Annotated in this window: 3 protein-coding genes; 1 reads left to right on the forward strand and 2 read right to left on the reverse strand. The window is 71.6% G+C overall.

Features of this window, described 5'->3' with window-relative positions:
• Positions 1 to 285: 285 nt before the first annotated feature.
• Positions 286 to 1740 (reverse strand): MFS transporter, encoded by a 1455-nt coding sequence (locus tag Q8791_RS31640; protein WP_330095534.1) that lies wholly within the window; start codon positions 1738 to 1740, stop codon positions 286 to 288.
• Positions 1741 to 1875: 135 nt separating this feature from the next.
• Here Q8791_RS31640 and Q8791_RS31645 point away from each other — a divergent pair, with 135 nt between their 5' ends.
• Positions 1876 to 2373 (forward strand): DUF523 domain-containing protein, encoded by a 498-nt coding sequence (locus Q8791_RS31645; protein WP_330095535.1) that lies wholly within the window; start codon positions 1876 to 1878, stop codon positions 2371 to 2373.
• A gap of 116 nt (positions 2374 to 2489) precedes the next feature.
• Here Q8791_RS31645 and Q8791_RS31650 read toward each other — a convergent pair whose 3' ends face one another.
• A complete protein-coding gene (locus Q8791_RS31650) occupies positions 2490 to 3029 on the reverse strand; it encodes a dihydrofolate reductase family protein (RefSeq protein ID WP_330095536.1) in 540 nt (179 codons plus the stop codon).
• Positions 3030 to 3200 lie beyond the last annotated feature (171 nt).

A 3200-nucleotide genomic window follows, 5' to 3' on the forward strand; every position in this document is an offset into this window, starting at 1 on the left:
AGTGTGGGGCATCGAGGGCCTTCCGGCGAGTCGGTGCAGATGTCGCAATCCACACCGATACCGGAGGCCCTCTTCGCGTGTGTCAGGGGGGTGGGTGTTACCAACCTCCGTGGTCAGTACACCTAGGCAGCGGACGCGCCGTGCGGGCCCGACCCGTCCGGTGCGCCCGCGCTTGCGACGCACAGGGGGAGCCTTCCGTCGGGGAGGCTCCCCCTCGCCGTCCGTGCGGTGTCCGCGCGCGGGTCGTGGGCCCCTGCGCGTGCGCTGCGGTCCTGTCCCGGGGGTTCAGGAGTCGGTGGACAGCTTTCGCACGTTGCTCGGCGGCACGAATCCCCCCGACTCCCGGCTCCTTCTCGGATAGGGCAGGCGGGAGCCGTCCTGCTGGGTGCGGTACGAGGCCTCCATGGCGGGCGCGCCCGGCAGGGGCCGGTTCGCGGTCTCCCGCATGTGCCACACCACCACGAGCCCCACCACGCCCGCGATCATCAGCAGCCATGCCGGTGAGTACAGGTTCCCGGTGGACTGCACGAGCGCCTCGGCGATGAGCGGGGTGGTGCCGCCGAACAGCGCCACCGACACGTTGAAGCTGATGGCCAGGGCGCCGTAGCGCACCTTGGTGGGGAAGAACGCCGGCAGGGAGGCGGGGGCGGCGCCGGAGAAGTGCACCAGTGTCACCGCGAGCACCACCATGCCCAGGGCCACGGTCCACACACTGGCCTGTTGCAGGAGCCAGAACGCGGGCAGGGCCAGGACGATCGAGGCGACGCATCCGGAGAGGAGGACGGGTCTGCGCCCCACGCGGTCGCTGAGGCGCCCGAACTGGGTGACCGCGAGCAGCATCAGCACCATGGCGGCCAGGGTCATCACCAGTGCGAGAGTGGAGCTGTAGCCGAGTTCGGCCTCCATGTAGGTGGGCATGTACGCCGTCACCATGTAGTTGTTGACGTTGAAGACCATGACGAGTCCGATGCAGAGCAGGATGTTGCGCCACTGGCCGACGATCGTCTCCCGGAACTGGCCCTTGCGGCGCTCGCCTTCGGCGTCCTTGGCGAATCCGTCGGTGTTCTGGTTGAAGACCGGGGTCTCCTCCAGCTTGACCCGCAGGTAGAGGCCGATGGCGCCCAGCGGGAGGGCGAGCATGAACGGGACGCGCCAGCCCCAGGCGAGCATGCCCTCCGAGCCCAACAGCAGGGTCATCACGGTGACGATGGTGGCGCCGCCGACGTAGCCGCTGACGGTGCCGAACTCCAGCCAGGACGACAGGAACCCGCGGCGCCGGTCGGGCGCGTACTCGGCGATGAAGGTGGTGGCGCCGCCGTACTCGCCGCCGGTGGAGAAACCCTGGAGCATGCGGGCGAACAGCAGCAGGATCGGCGCGGCGATGCCGATCGTCGCGGCCGAGGGGATGAGTCCGATGGAGAACGTGCTCACCGCCATGAGCAGCATCGTGACGGCCAGGACGCGCTTGCGGCCGATCCGGTCGCCCAGGGGGCCGAAGAACAGGCCGCCCAGGGGGCGGACCAGGAAGGCGGCGGCGAACGTGGTGAAGGTGGCGATGAGCTGCACGCCTCCGGACTGGGACGGGTAGAACACCAGGCCGATGGTGACGGCGAGGTAGCTGTAGACGCCGAAGTCGTACCACTCCGTCGCGTTGCCGATGGCGGCGGCGGTGACGGCTTTCCGGGTCGTCCTGCGGTCCGTCTCCAGGGTCTGTCGACCCTGCGGTTGTGCGTCGCTCACGTCTCCCCCTCGGTGGGATCACCCAAGTGTCACCCAAAGCACCAGGTTAATCACTGTGCGTGATAAATCGAGGCGGTTCAGCCGTGTCGTCCCGGGGGTAGCGTGGCAGCGCGGGGGAGCGGAGAGAGGGAGTCCATGCGCAAGGTACTGGTCAGCGCCTGCCTGATGGGGCGCAGGGTGCGCTACGACGGGCGGGCCAAGACGATCGGGGACTCCGTGGTCGCCCGCTGGCGGGAGGAGGGGCGGCTGGTGGTGCACTGTCCGGAGATCGCGGGGGGTCTGCCCGTGCCCCGGCCGCCCGCCGAGATCGAGCCCGGGGCCACCGCGGCCGACGTGCTCGCCGGCCGGGCGCGCATCCTCACCCCCGAGGGCGAGGACGTGACCGGCCACTTCGTGAGCGGTGCCCGCGCGGCCCTCGCCACCGCCCGGGGGCACGGGGTGGAGGTGGCGGTCCTCAAGGAGTCCAGCCCGTCCTGCGGGTCGCGCGAGGTGTACGACGGGACCTTCGGCGGGCACAAGCTGGCGGGTGCGGGGGTGACGGCCCAGCTGCTGAGGGACCACGGCGTCGCGGTCTTCAACGAGCACGAGGTCGCCGAGGCGGCCGAGTACCTCGGCGCCGCCGAACGCGGCTGAGGGACGCCGAAGGGCCGGGCCGGGCCGGGGCCGCCCCGGCCCCGGAGCCCCGCCACTCCGGCATCCGCGGCCCCGCCGCCGGAGCCGTGGCGGCGCGAAGGCCTGAGGACACGGTCCTAGGGCCGGACGACCTCGTACCGGGCGCAGGCGAAGTCCTGGGCGCGGTGGACGTCCAGGACCCTCAGGTCGACCCTGCGGGCCAGGAGCGGAGCCCCCGACCCCAGGGTGACGGGCGCGACGGACACGATCACCTCGTCGAGCAGCCCGAGCTCGGCCAGCCGTCCGGCGATCTCGCCCCCGCCGACCACCCACACGTCGCGTCCGTCGGCCGCCTCGACCATCTGCGCGTGCAGGTCCCGCAGCTCCTGGTCGGTGTCGGCGCTCACGAAGCGGATGTCGCCCTCGACCCTGGGCAGGTCCCGGTGGGTGAGGACCCAGGCGGGGACGTCGTAGGGCCAGGGCCTGTCGCCCTCGTGGCGCAGGATCCACTCGTAGGTGTGGGCCCCCGAGACCAGCGCCCCCACGTTCCTCATGAACTCGGCGTGCTCGTCGTTCGCCTCGCCGGGGTCGGCGGCGAACAGCCACTCCAGGGAGTGGTCGTCGGTGGCGATGAAGCCGTCGAGGCTGGTCGCGGTGTTGTAGATCGTCCTGGTCACGGTGTCCTCCGTCGGTCCGCCCCGCGGGGCGGCGCTTCTCGTGCCGGTCGTCGGCGGGGGCGGCGGTCGTCCTGCCGGCCGCCCCTACTGGTCGTGGTGCCGGTTCTGGAGCCACTCGATCGGGTCGCCGTGGTCCACCTCCGCGCCCCCGGCGCGCAGCATCTGACCGAC

Source organism: Nocardiopsis codii (genome assembly GCF_036327455.1).
Classification (GTDB): Bacteria; Actinomycetota; Actinomycetes; order Streptosporangiales; family Streptosporangiaceae; genus Nocardiopsis; species Nocardiopsis codii.

Bases quoted from the DNA above. Each gene is read 5' to 3' on its own strand.
- Q8791_RS31645 (WP_330095535.1), top strand. From the start codon at position 1,876: ATGCGCAAGGTACTGGTCAGCGCCTGCCTGATGGGGCGCAGGGTGCGC.